The 20,377-nt window shown below is 48.8% G+C and carries 18 protein-coding genes; 10 read left to right on the plus strand and 8 right to left on the minus strand.

Features of this window, described 5'->3' with window-relative positions; all coding sequences use genetic code 11:
• Nucleotides 1-476 (plus strand): GGDEF domain-containing protein (locus tag MJ769_RS03715; protein WP_239234486.1); only part of this gene is annotated, 476 nt, incomplete at its 5' end.
• A 381-nt stretch (nt 477-857) separates the two neighbouring features.
• On the opposite strand, the gene MJ769_RS03720 is transcribed toward MJ769_RS03715, so the two are convergent.
• Entirely contained in the window at nt 858-2,066 is a 1,209-nt protein-coding gene (locus MJ769_RS03720) for a hypothetical protein (protein ID WP_239234487.1), read from the minus strand.
• Complete coding sequence (locus MJ769_RS03725) at nt 2,063-2,485, minus strand: methyltransferase domain-containing protein (protein WP_256445678.1); 423 nt, start codon at nt 2,483-2,485, stop codon at nt 2,063-2,065. The genes MJ769_RS03720 and MJ769_RS03725 overlap by 4 nt, the downstream gene beginning before the upstream one ends.
• 749 nt (nt 2,486-3,234) lie before the next feature.
• Here MJ769_RS03725 and MJ769_RS03730 point away from each other — a divergent pair.
• The 4 genes from MJ769_RS03730 to MJ769_RS03745 all read left to right on the plus strand — a co-directional run bounded on the left by MJ769_RS03730 (nt 3,235) and on the right by MJ769_RS03745 (nt 8,347).
• On the plus strand, nt 3,235-4,161 hold the full coding sequence (locus MJ769_RS03730) for a formylglycine-generating enzyme family protein (protein ID WP_239234489.1): 927 nt from the start codon (nt 3,235-3,237) through the stop codon (nt 4,159-4,161).
• 220 nt (nt 4,162-4,381) lie between these two features.
• The gene (locus MJ769_RS03735; protein ID WP_239234490.1) at nt 4,382-5,566 is read left to right on the plus strand and encodes a formylglycine-generating enzyme family protein; all 1,185 of its coding nucleotides are present in this window, start codon (nt 4,382-4,384) and stop codon (nt 5,564-5,566) included.
• Between the two features lie 461 nt (nt 5,567-6,027).
• Nucleotides 6,028-7,107: a formylglycine-generating enzyme family protein gene (locus MJ769_RS03740; protein WP_239234491.1), complete on the plus strand. Its 1,080-nt coding sequence runs from the start codon at nt 6,028-6,030 to the stop codon at nt 7,105-7,107.
• Nucleotides 7,108-7,198: 91 nt separating this feature from the next.
• Nucleotides 7,199-8,347 carry a formylglycine-generating enzyme family protein gene (locus tag MJ769_RS03745; RefSeq protein ID WP_239234492.1) on the plus strand — a complete coding sequence of 383 codons (1,149 nt, stop codon included), beginning with the start codon at nt 7,199-7,201 and terminating at the stop codon, nt 8,345-8,347.
• 460 nt (nt 8,348-8,807) lie between these two features.
• On the opposite strand, the gene MJ769_RS03750 is transcribed toward MJ769_RS03745, so the two are convergent.
• Nucleotides 8,808-8,990, minus strand: coding sequence for a rubredoxin (locus tag MJ769_RS03750; protein WP_239234493.1), 183 nt, complete (start codon nt 8,988-8,990; stop codon nt 8,808-8,810).
• Nucleotides 8,991-9,051: 61 nt separating this feature from the next.
• On the opposite strand from MJ769_RS03750, the gene thiD reads away from it, so the two are divergent.
• The 4 genes from thiD to MJ769_RS03770 are packed head-to-tail and all read left to right on the plus strand — an operon-like array spanning nt 9,052 to nt 12,083.
• Complete coding sequence (gene thiD / locus MJ769_RS03755) at nt 9,052-9,891, plus strand: bifunctional hydroxymethylpyrimidine kinase/phosphomethylpyrimidine kinase (RefSeq protein WP_239234494.1); 840 nt, start codon at nt 9,052-9,054, stop codon at nt 9,889-9,891.
• The gene (gene thiE / locus MJ769_RS03760; RefSeq protein ID WP_239234495.1) at nt 9,869-10,528 is read left to right on the plus strand and encodes a thiamine phosphate synthase; all 660 of its coding nucleotides are present in this window, start codon (nt 9,869-9,871) and stop codon (nt 10,526-10,528) included. The genes thiD and thiE overlap by 23 nt, the downstream gene beginning before the upstream one ends.
• A gap of 14 nt (nt 10,529-10,542) precedes the next feature.
• Nucleotides 10,543-11,520, plus strand: coding sequence for a L,D-transpeptidase family protein (locus MJ769_RS03765; RefSeq protein WP_239234496.1), 978 nt, complete (start codon nt 10,543-10,545; stop codon nt 11,518-11,520).
• The gene (locus MJ769_RS03770; RefSeq protein ID WP_239234497.1) at nt 11,517-12,083 is read left to right on the plus strand and encodes a DUF882 domain-containing protein; all 567 of its coding nucleotides are present in this window, start codon (nt 11,517-11,519) and stop codon (nt 12,081-12,083) included. The genes MJ769_RS03765 and MJ769_RS03770 overlap by 4 nt, the downstream gene beginning before the upstream one ends.
• Before the next feature lie 175 nt (nt 12,084-12,258).
• On the opposite strand, the gene MJ769_RS03775 is transcribed toward MJ769_RS03770, so the two are convergent.
• From MJ769_RS03775 to hemC, 4 genes are all read right to left on the minus strand, one after another.
• Nucleotides 12,259-13,440 (minus strand): heme biosynthesis HemY N-terminal domain-containing protein, encoded by a 1,182-nt coding sequence (locus MJ769_RS03775; RefSeq protein WP_239234498.1) that lies wholly within the window; start codon nt 13,438-13,440, stop codon nt 12,259-12,261.
• A complete protein-coding gene (locus tag MJ769_RS03780) occupies nt 13,437-14,534 on the minus strand; it encodes a uroporphyrinogen-III C-methyltransferase (protein ID WP_239234499.1) in 1,098 nt (365 codons plus the stop codon). The genes MJ769_RS03775 and MJ769_RS03780 overlap by 4 nt, the downstream gene beginning before the upstream one ends.
• Entirely contained in the window at nt 14,531-15,436 is a 906-nt protein-coding gene (locus tag MJ769_RS03785) for a uroporphyrinogen-III synthase (RefSeq protein ID WP_239234500.1), read from the minus strand. Before MJ769_RS03785 ends, MJ769_RS03780 begins: the two co-directional genes overlap by 4 nt.
• A 144-nt stretch (nt 15,437-15,580) precedes the next feature.
• The gene (hemC, locus tag MJ769_RS03790) at nt 15,581-16,525 is read right to left on the minus strand and encodes a hydroxymethylbilane synthase (RefSeq protein ID WP_239234501.1); all 945 of its coding nucleotides are present in this window, start codon (nt 16,523-16,525) and stop codon (nt 15,581-15,583) included.
• A 112-nt stretch (nt 16,526-16,637) separates the two neighbouring features.
• Between hemC and ppc the strand changes: the two genes are divergently transcribed.
• On the plus strand, nt 16,638-19,409 hold the full coding sequence (gene ppc, locus MJ769_RS03795; RefSeq protein WP_239234502.1) for a phosphoenolpyruvate carboxylase: 2,772 nt from the start codon (nt 16,638-16,640) through the stop codon (nt 19,407-19,409).
• 157 nt (nt 19,410-19,566) lie between these two features.
• Here the strand turns inward: ppc and MJ769_RS03800 are convergent, their stop codons facing one another.
• Nucleotides 19,567-20,331, minus strand: coding sequence for a LytR/AlgR family response regulator transcription factor (locus MJ769_RS03800; RefSeq protein ID WP_239234503.1), 765 nt, complete (start codon nt 20,329-20,331; stop codon nt 19,567-19,569).
• Nucleotides 20,332-20,377 lie beyond the last annotated feature (46 nt).

Here is a 20,377-nt window from a genome sequence, read left to right on the forward strand (position 1 = left end):
TCTCGCCCCATCATTCTGTTAGAAAAAGTTGCACTTCGTTGTTGAATCCGCGGAGTAATGAGATCTCGCGTACAGATCGTTATTTACATCCGTTTGTGGTGATGCTGGTCGATGTTGATTATTTTAAACGAATCAATGATGGCTATGGTCACCAAGAGGGTGACAAAGTTTTGATATGCCTCTCTTCCCTTTTAAGTAAAGCATTTCGCCGTACCGATAGCGTCGGTCGTTGGGGCGGTGAAGAGTTTTTGGTTGTTTGCCCTGAGCTGGATCAGCAGACCGCACTGAAGTTGGCTGAACTATTTCGAGAAAAAATTGAGCAGTATGATTTTGGAGTGGCTGGAAAAGTGACAGTAAGCATAGGGCTAGCGATTTACGAGAAGGGCGGGACTATGGATAGGCTGATTATGCGTGTTGATAATGCGTTATACCAAGCGAAGGATGGTGGGCGAAACAGAGTGGTGATGAGTGACTAGGTTTTCGTTTGATAAAAAGGATAGTCAGCAACGCAACGGGGCCGGGTCTTTCAATTATGCATTCTTGAGCGAAGTTTGATGGATCGCTCTATTGACAGTGGGATAATGCACCACAAAAGTATCGGCAATTTGCTGCATCGTAATCACCGGACTCATGTGCCTTTTTTAGAATTTGGAAGGCTTCAACATAAAAATCGAGCGGTTTCCCCCAACGGGTGGCAAGCCAATACCAGTGCGGATAAATCCCTTTTTGATGCTGTATTGCAAGTCCTGCCGAATTGCGTGTGACCCCTCGGCGTATATTACCCGCAACATGCCTCCAAGACTGTGAACAACTTTGTTTGCTTGGTGTGTGAGAGTTTCTACGATGGCCTCATCCGGTCACACCAAAATTCCCACCAGAATTGCCATGCTTAAGAAAAATAAAGCGCCCGCCGCTATCCATTTGAGATTGCCGCCATAAAACAACTGTCCGCGCACCTGACGGATGATGATAGCGGTGCGTTGTGCTGACAAGCCGGGGTAGGTTTGCCAGCCAGCATCATCGGGTGGCAGCGCTTCCGAAAAGAGTGTCGTCTCAGCTCTGTGCAAATAATGCCGTACGATTTCAGCGTTGCCTTCTGTATGGTCGAGCAATAGTCGTCGGCGCTGGGCGGGCGATAGCCAGGTTGCGATTGTGCTGCCATGTTCTGCTGCTACGCCTGGACTGAACGCGGTCGTTGCATCGAGTATCTGTGCTCGGCGTATCAGCGGCCAGCCAAACCAGCGATGCCGATGCAGCTGCCGGATCAGCTCCACTTGATCGCGTCCTGGCGTGGCATTGACCGATTCCCGCTCTGGCGCTGGCGTCACCCATGCGGGTGAAATCGTTTGTTGCAATGCGTGCTCGAAAAAGTCGACCACAATGCCAGTTGGCATCGTGGCGCGCTCATAAGGACGTATCAACATAGCCTCTGAGCCGAATTCAGCCGCCCAGCAAGCCAGTAGATGGTGCGTATTCAGCCTGGGAGTAAAAGCGCGCGCGAAGGTTTTAAACTCGATAGTCGGATCGCTGCTGCCTTTGACGTACTGCACGTAATGCGCGCCCAGCAGGTAATCCTGACGGCGGACATATGCGATTACGAAAGGCTGATATTGAAATGCCTGAGCCAGCCCGGACAAAATTTTCACCCCAGCCGTCAGGTAATCCATATTAAGATCAATCTGGTGCGCGGTTTGCATGTCGAATAAATCCTCGGCTGACACGACGATGGTATCGGCACCGATGCGGCGGCGCTCATCCTCAATCGCATCAAACATGGCGCGCGAGCAATCGTAGGGACGACAAATAGCACGTTGCCTGCGCCAAAAATGCTGCGCCGCGTCTGCTTGTCCGCAATTGTGCATGGCTTCATGGCGCAGCAAGGCAAACATGCGGTAGTGACTGATCCGGTATGCGCGCACCTTTTGATGCACGGTTTGATCGACGGGATACAAAATGCCGCGTTGCGCAAGAGCGGCGCTGTGCAGGTGCAAAAATGACTGCAGTGCTTTCGACCCGGTTTTGTGCTGACCAATGTGAATAATGATTTTCACTTTTGCTACAGTCACAATTTGCGCCCCGATCCGATGAAACGTGGCGGCTGCATCACCGTGCATACAGAAATATCAACCAAGCCAGCAAGAAAGATTTCGCGCACCGCTTGTTCCGAAAAACGGTGATAGTCGCCCGGAAAAAGATGCTCACCCAAAGTGACCGTGCTAGCACGTAATACATCACTGTTGACGAGGCGCGCAAAGGCCTTCAGCAGCCATCCCGTTACCGGCTTATTGCGCAGAAAAGATTGTGCGCCCATACCTTCATATCCCGGTACGCCGATCATAATCAGGCCGCCCGGTGCCGTAACCCGATGGATTTCAGCCAGCGTTTTCCAGAAATATGGATCGTGCTCCAATGTGGCGTTGCAAAGCACGGCCTCGAACTGTCCGTCGACAAAATCGGGCATGTGGTTGGCGTTGCCATGAAGCAATAATGGGTCAAGTTATTTGATTAATAATAAATTTATAAACCTCTTCTACATCATTCGTCAATTAGATAATTATACGTATATGCACTCAAGCGACTTGATCCGTTACTTTTGCAAATGTCCTATTGAAATAGTATTTGTGGTCGCGGGATTCGCCAGATTCGCCTACTGTAACCCATGACGCGCTTTAATAGCGTCTACCTTGTGGGCACAGAAAATTCTCTGGTAGTTAGCGTTTGCTTGGAAATCATAACAAATTGATTTTGTGTAACAATTATTCTATCTATGATAAAGTAATGCAAGCAAAACAACCAATCTTCCCAATTGCAGGTATGTTTGGGTAAGGTAAGAATGGTTGTAACTTGAGTTTCGTTCGGGCAAAAAATGCACGTACCACTTAAGCATGCATCAACAGAATCTTTATTAAGCGAACAGAGCCATATTTGTACGTCCTAAATTGCCATTTAGCATCTGCCAAAAATAGCCATACTTTGGGTACTGAATGTCTAAAGTTGAGCATGCGGTACCTGTCCCGACAGTTTATTTGCTTGCTTCACTTTTGGTTGACTGAAAGGGCTGCTTTAGGCTATTCTGAAGCGAGTAGCGTAGCTTAAAAACAACCGAAAATTTCATATGGCATGGCTGAAATGTTTCCATAAAAAAGAGAAGATTTCACCGAGTTGTGACTTTTGGCCGAGTGCCTGCGGGAATGTCAGCCCGTGCGATTACCTATATTAAGCCACGGAGATATTATGAATAGTGATCAAAAAATTGAGGAGTTGAATCAGTCTGTGGGTATAGAGTGCTGGTCGGCGGAACAAATGCAACAAGCACGAGCCGCGGCAGCAAAGGAAGTTGGATTTGAAAAAATTGTATTCCGCGATAAATTAGATACTCCTGAAATGGTGGTGCTACCGGCAGGAAGTTATGGCATGGGTGAAGCATTTGAGAAGCATAAGGTTACCTTTTCTCGTCCCTTTGCGGTAGGGAAGTATCCGGTTACGGTGGCAGAATGGAAGCGTTTCGTTGATAGGTTGCGGCCCGAAGAAGAAGTGTTGCCAGGTGTTGGAGCGGGATATTTGGCGGGTACAGGAACAGTACGCGGGCATCACCAGACTTTACTCAAATCCCCTACGAAGGCAACTGATTTGCATCACGAAGTTTTAAGTGATGTTAAAGAGACTAACAGTGACTTGCCGGTAACCAATATCAATTGGTTTGATGCGCAGGATTATGTGCGTTGGCTATCGACTCAGACAGGTCATACCTACCGTTTGCTGACCGAGGCAGAATGGGAGTACGCATGTCGTGCAGGGTCAGTGACAGAGTACTACTGGGGTGATGAGATAGGGCAGAATAATTGCAATTGCCAATATAGCGAGAGCGAATGGAGCTGTAAAAGTGCCTCGCCCGTGGGCAGTTTTAAACCGAACGCTTTTGGCTTGCATGACATGCTTGGAAATGCATGGGAGTGGGTAGAGGATCCATGGCATGAAACTTACGAAGGGGCACCGGATAACGGAACGGCTTGGATGTCCGAAGGCAACCGACAGTGGCGCGTGTTACGCGGGGGGTGCTGGGATAGCGATCCGCGGGATGCGCGATCTGCCCTTCGTTTATGGATTGAACCTTCAATTCGGAACTATGGTATTGGATTCCGAGTTGCCAGGACGCTGTAAGTAAGACGACGGCATAGTGATTGAATTTAAATTTGCACTTTCCCTACACTGCTGGATAATGGATTGCATCACGTCAGTCGTAGATATGGAAGCCGTCCTAAGAAACTAAACCTGGGCGGAGATGCCCACTCTGGTTTGTCACACCCAGCCTGTTGCCTTGTTTGCCACGGTAATCTGCTGGGCGTTATTAAAATGTGAAGTCTGAAAGGGAGATGATTGGGTGATTGATCAGGAAGAGCAAAAACATCAGGAAACCGAACATGGTCAGGTAGCTACTTTGCTGCTAGAGACGGATATGGACTGTTGCATCACGATCGATGGTGAGGATCAGGGCATTCTAAAAAGAGATTACCCCCGCAGTTTCCTTTTGCCGTTGGGGTATCCTCTTATTCATGCCGCTACGCAAGATGGATTGATGGGAAAAGAATGGGTGCAGCCACTTTATCGGGAAGAAGATATCGAGCATTTTATTAATCTGGCGGAAGAGCATACCCAAGCAAGAGTCGCACTTGAAGAGGAAATGCGGAAGCCGTTGGGCATAGAATGTTTGTCAGTGGAGCAGATACGGCAGGAGCAACTGGAGGCTGCGAAGTCTGCGGGGCTTGATATAGAGTTCCGTGATGGGTTGGATCATCCGGAAATGGTGGTGATACCGGCAGGCAGCTATCGAATGGGAGAGGTATCTGATAAACATAAGGTCACTATCACTCGTGCTTTTGCCGTAGGTAAATATCCAGTTACGGTGGAGGAATGGAGAAGATACGTTATGGCGAAGAGCGTAATCAAAGAAGAGCCGATGAGCGTTCACTTTGGTGCTGCAGGTGATGGCAGCGATGTGAAGCCGTACATCGAGCCGGAAGACCCTCCCCATTGTCCTTCTAATAATGGCTGGATAGGCACTACGCTGCCGGTTACTAACGTTAGTTGGTTTGATGCACAGGATTATGCGCGTTGGCTAACTGCCGAAACTGGCCAAGCCTATCGTTTGTTGACTGAAGCGGAATGGGAATACGTCTGTCGTGCTGGCTCTGTGACCGAGTATTATTGGGGTGATGAAATAGGCAATATGAATTGCAACTGCCAGGATAGCGGTAGTAAATGGAGTTGTAAGCGTGCGTCGCGAGTAGGCAATTTTGCGCCTAACGTTTTTGGTGTGCATGACATGTTGGGAAATGTGTGGGAATGGGTGGAAGACCACTGGCATAATAATTACGAGGGTGCTCCCTCAGACGAGACTGCTTGGACTTATGGAGGTAACCAGCAGGGACGCGTAGTGCGTGGTGGCTCTTGGGATTGCAGCCCTAAACTTGCTCGCTCTGCCAGTCGCGCGCGAGCCGTAACGTCAAGCCGATACGACGATTTTGGGTTTCGTGTTGCCAGCACGTTGGATGTCCCATCCGTTTAACTGCTTCCCTTCTGTTTTTGACCTTTGAGCTTCTTGCAAAACTATTTTTGCTAAAAATGCTTAAAAAAGTAGCAAATTTTTGATGTTAATTGATGAAAGTTGTAGTTTTATAGCCGGGTAAACGGTTGCTGAAAGTGCGCAATAATTCACAACCCCTCCCAATCGCGTCAAATGGGCTTTTGGTGAGTTTTGGGCTATTTTGACCACATGTAACGATGTCACTGTTTCAGCGCAGACAAGGCTGGTTTTAAAAATTCCGACTACTTTTGCAAGAGGCTCCTTTATGTATATTAATCTCACTTTAAGTGACGAAAAGTTTCGGAGTAATCTCAATTTAGTCTTGGCGCGATAGGCCAGCTATCACTTTTGTAAAGTCTCAGAAGATTGCGCTGAAAGCAAAGGCTGATTTAATTCATCATTAGAATTGGGGTAAGCAGCGAGAGGTGATTGGGGTGTCTAATATGGAAGAACAGAAACCTAAGGAGATTGAGCGCAGTCGTAAAGCTATCTTGCTGCTCAAGACTGACATGGACTGTCGCCTCATGGTGAATAGTGATAATCATGGCGCACTGCAGAAAAATACGCCACTCAGTATCGAGTTGCCCTTAGGTAGTCATCTTATCAACGTCATCTCGCAAGATGGCCTGCTGGAGAAGGAATGGACACAGGATTTAAACCATGAAGTGCAGGTTGTCTGTTTGATTCAACTGAAGGAAGAGTTTGCCCAGCTTCAAGCAAAACGTAAAGAGGAAGTGGGCGAACCGCTGGGCATAGAATGTTGGTCGGTGGATCAGATACAACAAATACAAATGGCGGCGGCAACCGAAGTTGGACTTGCCAAAGTTTTCCGCGATGGGCCGAATTCTCCTGAGATGGTTGTAATACCGGCAGGTGGCTATCGCAGGGGGGAGGCCTTTAATAAATACAAGGTTGTCATTACTCACCATTTTGCAATAGGTAAATACCCGGTTACGGTAGCGGAATGGAAGTGTTATGTTGAAACGGGCGAAGTATCCTATTCCCCCTCGGATAACGATTGGGAAGGCGATAACTTACCGGTGACCAATGTTAGTTGGTTTGACGCACAGAACTTCGCGCGCTGGCTGTCAACCCAGACAGGTAAGACCTATCGCTTGTTGTCTGAAGCGGAATGGGAGTACGCCTGTCGTGCCGGATCGATAACAGAATATTATTGGGGTGACGAGATAGGGCATAACAATTGCAACTGTCAAGATAGCGGGAGCGAATGGAGTCGTAAACGTGCATCGCCAGTGGGTAGCTTTGCGCCCAACGCTTTCGGGCTGCATGACATGCTGGGTAACATATGGGAATGGTTAGAGGATATATGGCATGATAGTTACGAAGGGGCTCCGGCCGATGGCAAGCCTTGGTCGTCTGAAGGTAACCAACTGGGTCGCGTGATGCGCGGCGGCTCTTGGAGTAGCTTTCCGAGATACGCTCGTTGCGCCCATCGTCATGGAAGTGTGCCGACAATAAGAAATTTTAATTTCGGCCTTCGTCTGGCCAGGACGCTGCCGTAAACAGTAGCTATTTTATTTTAATTTTTTTAAAAAAATATAAATTTGTGAACCCTCTCCATTTTTTTCAACTCTTCAACACTGGATGGTATTTATGAGTAACGAACAACGCGAAGACCATCTCAAAAATCCAGATTGCGGTAGTGAGTCTACAACTAATTCTAACGCTTCACCTCGGCAGATTTCTTTGTTGTTGGAGTCCGACATGGACTGTTATCTCGAGGTGAATGGCGAAGATCAGGGTCAACTGGATAAAAACACGCCCCGTCAGTTTTTTCTGCCCGTAGGTAGTCACCTTATTAATGCCATCACGCAAGATGGATTAGTGGAAAAAGAATGGGTGCAGGCATCTGGTGATGAAGAGGTTACCAATTTCATCTGTCTGGCGGAAGAGCATGCACAGGCTCAGGCAAAGCTTAGGGAGCAGAAAGAAGAGCTGAGCCGACCGCTGGGCATCGAGTGCTGGTCTGTAGAACAAATTCAACAGAAACAAATGGCGGCGGCAACCGAAGCTGGGCTTGCCAAAGTTTTTCGCGATGGCCCGGATATGCCTGAGATGGTGGTGATACCGGCAGGTAGTTACCGTATGGGCGAAGCGTCTAACAAACATAAGGTTGCCATTGCTCGCCCTTTTGCAGTAGGAAAGTACCCGGTTACAGTGGCGGAATGGAAGCGTTTCGTCGCATCCGGCGAGACAACCTACTCTCCTGTAGATAACGGTTGGACAGGCGACAATCTGCCAGTGACCAATGTTAATTTTATTCACGCACAAGCCTATGTGCGCTGGCTATCAAAGCTGACAGGCAAGAGCTACCGCTTGTTGACAGAGGCTGAATGGGAATACGCGTGCCGTGCCGGCTCGATGACGGAATATTACTGGGGTGATGAGCTGGGCAAAAACAATTGCAACTGCCAAGACAGCAAAAGTGAATGGAGTTGTAAGCGCGCCTCGCCAGTAGGTAGTTTTGCGTCTAACGTGTTTGGGCTGCATGACATGCTGGGAAACGTATGGGAATGGGTTGAGGATGCATGGCATGACACTTATAGAGGGGCTCCGGCAGATGGCAAGGCTTGGTCGACTGGCGGTGCAATAAGCACCCTTAGCAATCAAGAATGGCGAGTGCTACGTGGCGGTTCCTGGATCATTGATCCGAGGGACGCGCGCTCTGCTGTGCGTTTCATGAGCGATCAATCGAGCCGCGACTCGTATACAGGCATCCGCGTTGCCAGGACATTGCTATAAGAAGAGATTGCAGCTTGCTTTATCGAAAAAATACGTTGGCCGAATGAAAAATATAGGCCTGATGCGTAAATTACGGCATTGTGGCAAAAGATATTGTAGACCAGTTCTTCCTGTTACCTCAGTAGTCTAAATGGGCTTAGAAGAGAATAACGCCGCGTTGCGCGGCGTTATATGTCGATATATGGGTTACCGACCTAACCGGTTTGATGCCGGTAAAATATTTACTTTAGATTGTATTTATTGCAGTCTCGATAAGCGTCTCCCAAATGGTTTACGTTCTGATCGTACCCAATCCTACTGTCTGTTTTATACACTCGACTTGATGCAAAGACAAGCTCTTTTTAAAACTATGTAAATAAAGTGCCCTGCCTCAAGCAGCGGGATCTTAACTGCGCTCTTACAATTCACTGACAGTCAGCCAGCTTTTGCGCCAAGAAGTAGGGAATTAAACCTGCGGAGATTAGAATTCAATCATTTCAAAATCTTCTTTACGCGCCCCGCATTCCGGGCAAGTCCAGTTAATAGGCACATCTTCCCAGCGCGTGCCGGGCAAGATGCCATCTTCCGGGGATCCGGTGGCTTCGTCGTACAGCCAGCCGCAAATCAGGCACATATAGGTTTTATATTCAGGGTTCGGGGTCATGGAGAGTAATTTCAGTTAAAATTGCATTTTAATTTTGTATTTTACAATGACACATACTGCCATGTCTGATATCCCGCCTATTGTCCTTGCTTTTGGTGCCACTGATCCCAGCGGAGGGGCAGGTTTGCAGGCCGACATTCTTACTATTGCCAGCATGGGTTGCCATCCCCTGTCCGTTGTGACAGCAGTCACGGTACAAGACACAGGTGGAGTAGATGACATATTGCCAATTGATGCTGAGTGGGTATCTGACCAGGCACGTGCAGTGCTGGAAGATATGCCCGTGGCAGCGTTCAAAATCGGCCTGCTGGGCAGCGTAGAGAATATTGCGGCGATTGCTGAAGTCATTTCAGATTATCCCGATATTCCGTTGGTATTCGATCCGGTTTTGGCATCCGGCCGCGGCGATGAACTAGCCGATGAGGACATGTTGGACGCACTGCGTGAGCTGTTACTGCCGCAGACCACTATCCTGACACCGAATAGCATAGAGGCACGTCGCCTTATTCAAGATGAAGATAATGACGATGATAATCCAGACTTGGCCGAGTGTGCCAAGCGCATTGTGCATCTCGGTTGTGAATACGTGTTGGTGACGGGCACGCACGAACATTCGACCAAGGTGATTAACACTCTTTACGGCGAGAGTGGCGTAATAGTGCGTAGCGATAGCTGGACACGACTATCCAGTATTTACCATGGCTCTGGCTGTACATTAGCTTCTGCCATTGCCGCTTTGCTGGCAAATGGTCTATCGATGAATGAGGCGGTGAAGGAGGCTCAAGAATTCACATGGCAGGCATTGCAATATGCCTTCCGACCCGGCATGGGACAGCACATTCCAGATCGTTTATTTTGGGCCCGTGATGACGAAGAGGATGAATCCAGCGTACGCCATTAAAGGTGTGTATGCCGTTACGCCAGACTGTGTAAATACCGCAGATTTGCTGTATCGCGTACGACTGGCACTGAAAGGCAACGTCAAAGTTCTGCAGTATCGCAATAAATCAGCAAATACTGCCCTGAGATTAGAACAGGCTCTCGCCTTACGCAAAGTAACGCGTGAATATGCCACAACGTTTATAGTAAATGACGATGTACAGCTGGCGGCCCACGTGGATGCAGATGGCGTGCATTTAGGCATAGCAGATGTTAGCGTTTCGACGGCGCGTGCAGCACTGGGAATGCATAAAATAATCGGCCTGTCTTGTTATAACCGTCTGTCACTAGCTCAAGACGCTGTTGATGCAGGTGTGGATTACGTGGCATTCGGAGCATTTTTCCCCTCATTCATAAAACCCAACGCTGAAGTGGCAGACATTGAACTTTTGCATCAGGCGCGTGACAAACTTACAGTGCCACTGGTAGCAATAGGTGGCATCAACCTGCACAATGCCGCATCGTTAGTGCATGCTGGCGCAGATGCGCTAGCGGTAATTTCGGTTTTGTTTGGCTCGGGAGATATAATGGCGACAGCAAAAAAACTGTCCAAACTATTTAATTCAAATCGGTCGTTGACTGGAAGGCTTACTCGCTAGCAGAACTATCACTGATGCTCAAAAAAAGCGTATTTGTGTACTTGGGGATAGTTATGCTTTTTTTGGCAGGATTCGCTTACAGCAAAAATGAGAATTCAGCACCCGTTCTGGAAGCCTCGGTTGCAACTCCCATTGAAGAGACACAGGCTACCACACGGCATACTACCGCGCTGGTGGGTGAGCAATTTGAATACGCTGTGCAACGAGGCGATTCCCTGACCAGAATCGGCGCCCGTTTTGGTATAGAAGTGTCCGCTCTTGCGCGGATGAATGGGATAAAAAAAGACGCCCTGCTACAACTGGATCAGCTGTTGCAGGTTGATAACCGTCATATCATTCCGGAATATTTGGCAGACGGCATACTGATTAACCTGCCGCAGCGGATGCTGTATTATTTTCAAGCTAACAAGCTTATGGCTCATTATCCAGTGGGACTAGGACGCCCAAACTGGAAAACGCCAACAGGTACCTTTAATGTAATTAATCTCCAGGAAAACAAGACATGGTATTTGCCCAAGTCAATCCAGGAAGAATTGCGGCGAGAAGGAAAGGTTGTCATTACCCAAATGCCGCCTGGGCCAGAGAATCCATTAGGCAAACACTGGATAGGCCTTAGCCTTCCAGCAATTGGCATTCACGGCACTATCGCACCGGCGAGCATCTATCGTTTTCTGAGTCATGGCTGCATACGTCTGCATCCAGATGATATTGCCACCCTTTTTGAGCAGTTACGCGAAAATCTGCCCGGCAAGATCATTTATGCCCCTGTATTGCTTGTGCGACTTAAGGGTGGCCGCATATTTTTTGAAGTCAACCGAGACACTTATAAGAAAAGTATTGACCCGATAACCATTGTAGAAAATTTAGCTAAGACCCAGGGAATTAGCGAATTTATAAACTGGGACAAAGTGAAAGCAGTCATTCAACTGAAAGAAGGTCTGGCTCGTGAAGTGGGATTGCCAGCCTCAATTTTAAATGGAGATCTCCAATGAAAGACACAATAAAAGATAAAAACCGCCGACAGTTTCTAAAATTAGGGATAATTGTTGCCGCAGCTGGACTGTCTCCCTTTCCGGCGCATGCCCTACTGCGAGGCACTGTTGCCAGAGAACGGACACTAGCCTTTTATAATACGCATACCGGTGAAAGCGTAAGAACCGTCTATTGGGCAGAGGGTGGCTATATCCCCGAAGCATTGGCTGATATCAATCACGTGTTGCGTGACCACCGAAATAACGAAATAAAAAATATGTCTCCTGTGCTGCTTGATTTGCTGTATGACATCAACAGCACGATCGAGGCTCGCCAGCCTTTCCATATTATTTCTGGATATCGCTCGCCCGCCACCAATGCCAAGCTCGCGGAGAGAAGCAGTGGCGTAGCCAAACACAGTATGCATCTGGACGGCAAGGCGACTGATATCCGTGTTCCAGGGCATGATCTTATCCATGTGCGTCGTGCGGCATTAAAGCTGCATGGCGGCGGCGTTGGCTATTATCCTGGCTCTGATTTTGTCCATGTTGATGTGGGTAGGGTGCGGCAATGGAGGGGGTGATCATTGAAAAGCGGTTTACGCAATATTTGGGCTAGAAATATGAAAGTAGTAAAATTGTAAACATGTAGTAATTCACAAAGACATCCACTCTTGACCCGGTATATTTGATTCTTAGATTCGATTTCACAACGTTAGAAGCCTTCTGACAGTATGACTGCCAGTATGCAGGCTACGCTTACTGATTTCCCTGCATCAACGCCATTGCTTTCTGAAAATACTTATATGCCGCGTCTGGTTGCTGCAATTTCTCAGATAATTGACCAAGCGCGGTATATGCAGCGCTGCTGGGTGTGATGCTGTTGCTGGCATCTAAATAGTTCTGCGCTTTACTCCACAACCCGTGATGTAAACACAATTTTCCCAGCACCAGCAGCAATCCGGAATCGTCAGGATGCTGCTTGAGCCAACGTTCTGTCTGTTCAATATCGCTCCCAGCTTCTCCCGTCAGGCATTCCCCGTATAGCAATACCAAGTCGCTATCCCATTCCGCGTTCAGTCTGTCAGTTATAATTTGCTTCGCACTACGGCAATCCCCCTGAAGGATAAAGGCACGTGCAGCCGCCGCCGCAACTTTGGGGCGTTTTCTGAATTCACCAGGAGTACTTTTCCAAAGAGTCAGCAACGCTGGAGCGTCCAGTGAGTGTATACGGATTTTTTCCAGCCAAGCCTGTTGGCGTATCTGCGCAGCAGTGGCGTCATCCATTGCACCGCGTTTTTTCAACTGATCTACGAGATCTAGTACCGCATCCCAATTTCGCGCCTGTTGTTGTGCTCTAAGCTCAAGATGAAGTGCACCGACATGTCCTTTTACTCCGCTTTCGCGCAATTTTTTCAGTGCTTGAAGTGCGGCCTGAGGTTGATGCTGATCGAGGTTGAATTTGGCTTGCGCCATCAAGCGCATGGTAGGCCCGCCTGCCGATTTATTCTCGGCTGTAGCCAGGTAAGCATCTCGCCTGTCGAATTCACGCAGTTCATGCGCTGCGCGTGCTGCAATGACAGAGTTGAGATCAGCGCTTTCGGCAAGCTCCATCGCACGTACCGCAGCCTTTTCCGCCACCGCGTAGCGCCCTTCGAAGAACGCGTTAAGTGCTTCCGTCATGGCTGAACGTCCTTTGCTGAGAGCACGTTCAATGCGAAACTGGCGCACGTAAGCGGGGAGGTGGATGGCGGATAACGCCAAGCGCACCGCGAAATATCCCAACACGAACAAGGCTAACAGCATCAGTACAAACAAGGTGAGTGACATTTCAATTCGGTAGGGCGGATAAACTAGCAGCAAGTAGCCGGGATTGTGTGCCGCCAACTTCAGCGCCACTGCTAGCGAGAATAATCCTAGTAGCCACACCAGGAATTTCATCGTGACTCCTTGCCGAGCGATGAGCGATAGTTACGCGCAGCTTCCAGGCTCGTACTGACATCCGGCAGCTCAATGTTGATGTTGGAAGACTCCCGCAGCTTCTGCAAGGTAGTTACAGCCAACGCACCACTGGTGGATTGAACATCAAAATAACGTACTATCCATTCCTGTGCCGACTGCAGGTCATGTTTAAAGCTCATATCGTCGCGCGACAATAAGCTAAGTCGCGCCGACAATAGGCGCAACTTCAAATTTTCACGTAAAAAGAAAGTTTGCGTAGGGGGTAGTAGCGGCAATTCACGCTTTTGCGTATTTTGGATGCGAACCAAGCGACTCACATCTTCCCGGATTTCGCGCAGTAACCTTCGCCATGCGGCCTCATTACTCACTGGTGTGATCGTGGCGATATTTTTTTCCTGCGGCACATGAGCAATGTCCTGTACTAGCTGCAAGGTGTCTACCTCCGCGATGAGATTGTCGAGGCGGAACTTGAAATCTTGTATATCTACATCTGGCAATATACGTAACTTGTCTATGTCGCGATTGATGGCCTTACGCAATCCATTTAAGGCAGCACGATCCATACGCTTAAGTCGATCATCGGCTTGTTGCATGGCGATTAATGCCGCTTTCACATTGGCGGAAAGTTGTAATTGCTGCTCAGCGATCAGCAGTAGCTGTTCCACTTCAGCCAGGACTGTCTCATCACGGCTGCCGGACAGGTCATGATACAGAGACTCCAGCGCAGCTCGCTGATTTTGCGCTTCGGCAGAATGGGCGTCCAGCACGCCAACTTTGACAGACAGTTCGCGCATAGTCTCCTGCACTTGCGTCGTTAACACTTGGTTTGCCTTGTTGTTGCCGTCCATTTCAGCCAAGCGGCGCGCCAAATCATGTTGCATATTATTAAGCTGGAGGCGAGTGTCAAACCACTGCCATAGGAACGCTGCCAGAACTATAATCAACACTATCTGCATAATATTAATGTGTGAAATGAAATTTCCCACACGATTATGCGACGCCTCGGCAGGCGCTATTACGGCCTCCGGCTTAACGGGATCGACTGGTTCGGAGGGGGGCTCTTGGTTGGTCATAGTTTCTTTCCAATTCTGTTTGGAGCTTTTTTCTTTGCCCATACTGCCAAATCTGAGATCAAACCGTCATCCCCTTCTCCAGTCAGAACCACCTCACTCCAACCCAGCTTATGCGCGGTTTCGGCAATGCGTGCATGCGATACGAATAACGGCACCGCGGCAAGCCGCTTTTTCGCTACAGCATCCAGCATGTCCCACAAATAACCTAAAGCTTCGCTGCTGGTCACTGTAATGGCATCTGGATTGGCAGTAAGCAACATGGTTGCGTCTTGATGCGGTTTGGTGCGCTGGTAGCATGTGACATATTCGACCTTGGCACCACGTGCTCTAAGGGTATCGCCCAATAACTTACGTCCGCCATTGCCGCGAAAAATCACCACACTCCAGCCTTCGATATTATTCAATTCCGGCATCGTCAGCAAGGCTTCGCTATCGAAACGATCCTGTGGCGCGATGACAGTTGTTACACCGTAATCATGCAGTGCGCGAACACTACCTTGTCCTATCGTCGCAATTTTTAAGGTCGCGGGCAAAGCATGGTGTTGTTCAATTGAAACACTAACGTTACCATTTCCAGCTTGACTGCCCAAATCAGTTTCATTTGTTAGAGGAAAGGGGCGTGAAGTGCTGGGCTGACTACGGGAAAGAAATTTGCTTGCAGCAATAATAGCTTCCATACCATAAAGCACGGCATTGGGGCTAATAAAAATAGCAAGATTAAATTCGTGCAGACGGGCAATAAGCGCATGCAAAGACTGCGAGTCAGGTACTGGGCTGATTTCCAACAAGGGAAATAGAGTGGCTTGCCCACCGGCCAGTGCGATGCGATTTGCCAAATTTCCCGCCTGCTCGCGCGGGCGAGTCACCACGATGTTCAGTCCGGCTAATGGCTGCTGTTGCATAATGTCAAAATAAATTTTTTTTTAATACAGGCCTGCTGCGGTATAACGTTAAATAAAACTGTCTAAAATATAGTAAGTTAATATTATTTGAAAAGGGCTGTGCCCGCCGAAAATAAATTGTATTTTCTATCGTGGTGTCGAGTTTCATAGAGCCGCAAGAATCTCATCTGCACCCTGCGCCCGTAATGATTGCGCCACAGCATTACCCAATGCTTCTGGATCGGTAGTTGTACCAGATAGTTCGGCATGTGCCATGCGCGTGCCATCCGGGTGGCCGACAAAACCTCGTAAGTGCAGTACGTTGCCAACTATTTCTGCGAAACCACCTAGCGGTACCTGGCAACTACCCGCCAGCGCACGGCTTAAGGCACGCTCCGCTCGCACACAAACAGCGGTGTCCGCATGATGCAGTGGGCGCAACAGCACTTCCAGGTCGGGGCGGGAAGTAAGACATTCAATGCCAAGCGCACCCTGACCAACTGCCGGCAGGCTGTCTTTAGTAGAAATTAAATCGCGGATACGATCATCTAATCCCAAACGCTTCAAACCCGCAGCGGCGAGAATAATGGCAGCATATTGGCCTTCGTCCAGTTTGCGCAAACGGGTCTGTACATTACCTCGCAGTGACTCAACTTTTAAATGAGGAAAGCGTGCACGCAGCTGACTTTCACGGCGTAAGCTCGAAGTGCCTACCACACTGCCCGGTGGAAGTGATTCGAGATTGGCATGGAGGTTGGAAACGAAGGCATCGCGCGCATCGTCACGTTTATCAATGCAGGCCAACATAAATCCCTGTGGCATATGCATTGGCATATCCTTCAACGAGTGCACCGCAATATCAGCACGTCCATCTTCCAACGCAGTCTCAAGTTCTTTTACGAATAAACCCTTGCCACCGATTTTAGACAGCGTTACATCAAGAGTTTGATCGCCTTGCGTGGTCATGCCTAATATGCTGATTTCGGTTTTTTGGTATAATACGGTCAGTCGGTCACGGATAAATTCTGCCTGCCACATTGCCAACGCGCTTTCACGCGATACGATGACTAGTTTTGCGGGAACGGCTTGTACCTGAAATACTTGATTCATTGGTTTTCCTGAATCCATAGTTGTAAATACGATTGCGCTGCATTCTAACATGAGCATATTGCGCACGCGTTATACCGTATGCTGAAGATACCTATTTTAGAAGATAAATACTATGAACTTGCTTGCCACGCCTGCCGATATTAACTTGAAAGACACGCCATTACGTGAAGACATTCGTCTGCTCGGACGTATCCTTGGTGACACCTTACGCGAGCAGGAGGGTGATAAAACCTTCGATTTGGTCGAGAACGTGCGTCGCTGTGCAGTACATTTCCGCAAGACTCAGGACGAGAGCGATCGCGATCAACTGGAACAAATCTTGGATGCGTTATCACCGCAGGATACGGTGTCCGTAGTTCGTGCTTTCAGTTATTTCTCGCAACTAGCTAATATTACTGAAGATCTGCATCACAATCGTCGCCGTCGCGCGCATCTTATTGCCAACTCCCCTCCGCAGGAGGGAAGTGTGCAACTGGCTTTCGACCGTATACAGGAAAAGAATATTACCATTGAGGCGGTGCAGGCTTTTTTTGACAAGGCACTGATCTCCCCGGTGCTCACAGCACATCCTACTGAGGTGCAGCGTAAGAGTATCCGCGACTGCCAGCTCATTATCGCCAGTTTGCTATCAGACCGCGATCGGATCGCAATGACGCCAGACGAGTTGGCCGACAATGAAGAAGCATTGCGCCGTTTTGTGCTGATTATGTGGCATACACGTATGTTGCGCACTTCGAAATTATCAGTGCTGGATGAAGTGAAAAATGGCCTAGCCTATTATCGCTATACCTTTTTCAGGGAAATCCCCCATATTTATGCTAGCCTCGAAAAGCAGATCGAAGCACGTTTTGGCAAGCGCCTGCGCATTCCGCCATTTTTGCGCATCGGCAGCTGGATCGGGGGCGACCGTGATGGCAACCCATTTGTCACGCATCAAGTCATGCTGGATACCGCAATGCGGCATTCGGCTACAACACTGGAATATTATCTGTCGGAAACCCACCTGCTCCGTAAGCGACTCAGCCTTTCTACTCGGTGGGTAAATGTCAGCAAGGAATTGGAAGAATTTTCCTCCCGGTCGCCAGACAAAGCGATCAACCGTAAAGACGAACCCTATCGCCGTGCTCTGATCGCCATCTACTCGCGTTTGGTAGCGACTACGGCCCAGCTTGGATATCACGTCAAACACTTGCAACCGGTTAGCCGAAATGCCAAACCTTACGCGAATGCGCAAGAATATATAGCTGACCTTGATATTATTATCAATTCGCTTGAACAACATGGTGCGATATATCTGGCACGCGGGCGAGTGGGTTGCCTGCGCCGCGCAGTCGAGTTATTTGGCTTTCATCTTGCACCGTTGGATATGCGCCAGCACAGCGGCGTGCATGAGCAAGTAGTGAGCGAAATACTCGCCAATGCCGACAACACTAATTATCCCAAGCTGGATGAAGCAAATCGCTGCGACGTATTAATTACAGTGCTGCAGGCAGGCAAGATATTGCTCGGTGACATTGAACAATACTCTGATCTCGTAAAAAGCGAGCTTCAACTGATGCAAGCGGCTGCAAAAATCCACTCCCAATTTGGTCATGTTGCGTTACCCAACTACATTATTTCCAAGGCTGATGCAGTAAGCGACCTGCTCGAAGTGGCACTGATGCTGCAACAGGTCGGTTTGCTGGAAAACGATCATAAGCTACATCTCAACATCATTCCGCTATTCGAGACTATCGCCGATTTGCGTATTTGCGGCGTGATCATGAACGAATTATTCTCCATTCCGTTCTACCGTGAATTATTAAAGAGCCGCGGCGATACACAGGAAGTAATGCTAGGTTACTCCGACAGCAATAAAGATGGTGGTTACCTTACCGCCAATTGGGAGCTATATAAGGCTGAACTCGAGCTGGTTAAGGTGTTCGAAAGCCATGGTGTTGAATTGCGACTTTTCCACGGCCGTGGTGGCACAGTGGGGCGCGGTGGTGGTCCAAGTTACGAGGCTATCCTGGCACAGCCGCCGGGCAGCGTAAACGCTCAAATTCGCATTACCGAGCAGGGCGAAGTTATTTCCAGCAAATACTCTGATCCTGAAATCGGACGGCGCAATTTGGAAATTCTCATCGCCGCCACCATGGAAGCTACATTGCTGCACCACCATGGCGATGATAATGACAGCACCATGCCGGAGTACCTCCGTATTGCGGAAGCGCTCAGCTTGGATGCCTTCGCCGCCTACCGCAAGCTGGTGTATGAGACGCCCGGTTTTACCGATTATTTTTTCGCGGCTACACCAATCCGAGAAATTGCCGAACTCAACATTGGTAGTCGTCCCTCCTCGCGCAAGGCATCCAACAAAATCGAAGACCTGCGTGCTATTCCTTGGGTGTTCAGTTGGAGCTTGAGCCGTGTAATTTTGCCTGGCTGGTATGGCTTTGGAAGCGCGATACAACAATTTATTGAGCGTGAAGGCGAATCTGGGATGCAGCAACTACAATCCATGTATAAAAACTGGGCGTTTTTTCGCGGCCTGCTTTCCAATATGGACATGGTTCTATCCAAAACGGACTTGGGCATCGCCTCTCGTTATGCCGAACTGGTACCTGACGAAACCTTGCGTCACACCATCTTCGACATGATAGAAACGGAATGGCAACGTACGGTGGACATGCTGTTCGCCATCACCGGCGCGACCACCTTGCTGGAAGGTAATCCAACCTTGGCGCGCAGCCTCACTACGCGCACTCCCTATATCGACCCGCTTAACCACCTGCAAGTGGGGTTATTGCACCGCCACCGCTCGGGCGATAATCACTACTTAGTTAAACGTGGGATACACCTGACAATAAACGGAATTGCGGCGGGATTGCGGAATAGCGGATAGTTGAGGCAATGTTATGCCATTCAATTGGTATATGGGGATTGGACTGGTTTCGGATACATACAAGTAGCTCGATAACACCTGCATGTATTCTGGTTGCAACAAACATTAATGTTTGGTTAGTCTAGTATGATGCATGAAGTTTTGAGCAACCAACCAGCTAACCAAACTTTTTCACTATAAACCGCTGTCTGCGGCTAATCGGTAACGTCTCGTTCAATCCCTTGAGATTGACCGTCCAGTGTGATTCGCCGCCTTTCTCATCGACAACTTTTTCAAAGCCGACGACCTCATCTTTTGCCACCAAACAATTGCGGTGGATACGCATGAAACGTGCGGAAAATTCCTTTTCCAGCGCGCCGAGCGACTCTTCAATCAGGTACTCGCGTTCTACTGTGCGTACAGTAACGTATTTCAGCTCGGCACGTAGATACAGCACTTGATCGATGGGAATAAGATGGATCTTGCCACGCTCGTGAATCGCAATATTTTTGCGCGGCTCGGGGGTAAGTTCCTGCAGTTTTTCACTTCGTAAAGGCACAGCAGAACGCGCACGCGTGAGGGCGTCGGATAAACGGCCGAGCCGAATAGGTTTGAGCAGATAATCAACGGCATGCAACTCAAAAGCCTGAATGGCGTAAACGTCATAGGCGGTAGTGAAAATGATTGCTGGCGGTTTAGGTAACTTGTTGAGGTGCTGCGCCAACTCAATACCATCCATTTGCGGCATCCGGATATCAACCAGCACCACATCAACTTGCACTTCGGATAACTTATCCAGCGCCTCGTATCCGTTGCCTGCTTCGCCCATCAGTTGCAGTGGCAATTGTTCGGCGCAATCGTTAAGCAGATCCTTAAGGCGATTACGTGCAGGCGGCTCGTCATCCACTATAAAAACAGTGAGTGGAATTTCAACATCGTTCACTGGACTCTCCTTAAGTCAAAACTGGACAACATACCCTCCCTTCCCT

It is taken from the genome of Candidatus Nitrotoga sp. BS, from assembly GCF_927797785.1.
GTDB lineage: Bacteria > Pseudomonadota > Gammaproteobacteria > Burkholderiales > Gallionellaceae > Nitrotoga.

Coding starts and splice junctions, on each gene's coding strand:
- MJ769_RS03765 (WP_239234496.1), top strand. CDS start 10,543: ATGCTCAAAAAAAGCGTATTTGTGTACTTGGGGATAGTTATGCTTTTT.
- MJ769_RS03780 (WP_239234499.1), bottom strand. CDS start 14,534: ATGACCAACCAAGAGCCCCCCTCCGAACCAGTCGATCCCGTTAAGCCG.
- MJ769_RS03785 (WP_239234500.1), bottom strand. CDS start 15,436: ATGCAACAGCAGCCATTAGCCGGACTGAACATCGTGGTGACTCGCCCG.
- MJ769_RS03750 (WP_239234493.1), bottom strand. CDS start 8,990: ATGACCCCGAACCCTGAATATAAAACCTATATGTGCCTGATTTGCGGC.
- MJ769_RS03770 (WP_239234497.1), top strand. CDS start 11,517: ATGAAAGACACAATAAAAGATAAAAACCGCCGACAGTTTCTAAAATTA.
- thiE (WP_239234495.1), top strand. CDS start 9,869: ATGAATCCAGCGTACGCCATTAAAGGTGTGTATGCCGTTACGCCAGAC.
- thiD (WP_239234494.1), top strand. CDS start 9,052: ATGTCTGATATCCCGCCTATTGTCCTTGCTTTTGGTGCCACTGATCCC.
- hemC (WP_239234501.1), bottom strand. CDS start 16,525: ATGAATCAAGTATTTCAGGTACAAGCCGTTCCCGCAAAACTAGTCATC.
- MJ769_RS03745 (WP_239234492.1), top strand. CDS start 7,199: ATGAGTAACGAACAACGCGAAGACCATCTCAAAAATCCAGATTGCGGT.
- ppc (WP_239234502.1), top strand. CDS start 16,638: ATGAACTTGCTTGCCACGCCTGCCGATATTAACTTGAAAGACACGCCA.
- MJ769_RS03730 (WP_239234489.1), top strand. CDS start 3,235: ATGAATAGTGATCAAAAAATTGAGGAGTTGAATCAGTCTGTGGGTATA.
- MJ769_RS03775 (WP_239234498.1), bottom strand. CDS start 13,440: ATGAAATTCCTGGTGTGGCTACTAGGATTATTCTCGCTAGCAGTGGCG.
- MJ769_RS03740 (WP_239234491.1), top strand. CDS start 6,028: ATGGAAGAACAGAAACCTAAGGAGATTGAGCGCAGTCGTAAAGCTATC.